Source organism: Acidiphilium sp. PM (genome assembly GCF_000219295.1).
GTDB classification, from domain to species: domain Bacteria; phylum Pseudomonadota; class Alphaproteobacteria; order Acetobacterales; family Acetobacteraceae; genus Acidiphilium; species Acidiphilium multivorum.
Map to the genome: position 1 here is coordinate 1 of NZ_AFPR01000389.1, position 718 is coordinate 718.

1 protein-coding gene is annotated in these 718 nt (G+C 74.9%); it reads right to left on the bottom strand.

The features are described from left to right. Window positions 1–682 (bottom strand): efflux RND transporter permease subunit (locus APM_RS12945; protein WP_007423820.1); only part of this gene is annotated, 682 nt, incomplete at its 3' end. Window positions 683–718 lie beyond the last annotated feature (36 nt).

The window sequence follows — 718 nt, forward strand, 5'->3', positions numbered from 1 at the left end:
GCTGGGCGCCGCTGTCGATGAACCCGGCGCCGAGCACGGCGCTCGCCGCATGCGCCGCCCGCGCCACCGCCGCCAGGGTGAAGCCGGTGGCCAGCAGGCGGCGCGGCCGCACGGCGACGTCGAATTGCGGGGGCCGCGCGCCGAACATCACGATATTCGCCACCCCCGGCACCGCCAGCAGCGCCGGCCGCACCTCGGTCTCGGCGATCGCCGTCAGCCGCTCCAGCGACATGTGCCCGGTGGGGTAGAGCCCGATTTCCAGCGCCGTGCCGGTGGAGGACTGCATCGGCGCGAGCCGGGGCACGATCCCCGCCGGCAGCGCGCCGCCGAGTTCGGCCAGCCGCCCGGCGACGCGCTGGCGGTCGCCGAAGGGATCGGTGCCGCCGTGGAACACCAGATGCACCACCGACAGCCCGGCCTCCGAGGTCGAGCGCATCCGCGCGAGGCCGGGCAGGCCGGTGAGGCGGCGCTCCAGCCGGTCGGTGACAAGCTGTTCGGTCTGCAACGCGCTGAAGCCGGGTGTGGCGGTCTCGATCACCACCGTCGGCGCGGTGAATTCGGGAAATACGTCGTAGCGGGCGCCGGGCAGCCGCGCGATCTGGATCGCCGCGAGCCCGCCCACCAGCAGCACGACGACGAGCCGGTAGCGCAGCGCGGCACGGACGATGGCGGACAACAGCATGGGCCGGTCTCAGGTCCCGCCGGCGGCGCCGGCGGT